Raw genomic sequence first — 223 nt, 5'->3', positions numbered from 1 at the left:
GCCTTCGGGAACTGTGAGACAGGTGCTGCATGGCTGTCGTCAGCTCGTGTTGTGAAATGTTGGGTTAAGTCCCGCAACGAGCGCAACCCTTATCCTTTGTTGCCAGCGGTTAGGCCGGGAACTCAAAGGAGACTGCCAGTGATAAACTGGAGGAAGGTGGGGATGACGTCAAGTCATCATGGCCCTTACGACCAGGGCTACACACGTGCTACAATGGCATATA

1 rRNA gene is annotated in these 223 nt (G+C 53.8%); it reads left to right on the top strand.

Annotation, left to right across the window (positions count from 1 at the left end):
* Nucleotides 1–223, top strand: a 16S ribosomal RNA gene (locus tag ACLH1I_RS26725); the annotation flags it as partial.

The organism is Klebsiella sp. 1SOBk10mer, from assembly GCF_046602535.1.
GTDB classification, from domain to species: domain Bacteria; phylum Pseudomonadota; class Gammaproteobacteria; order Enterobacterales; family Enterobacteriaceae; genus Klebsiella; species Klebsiella quasipneumoniae.
This window is presented reverse-complemented; position numbering and strand designations above follow the sequence as displayed.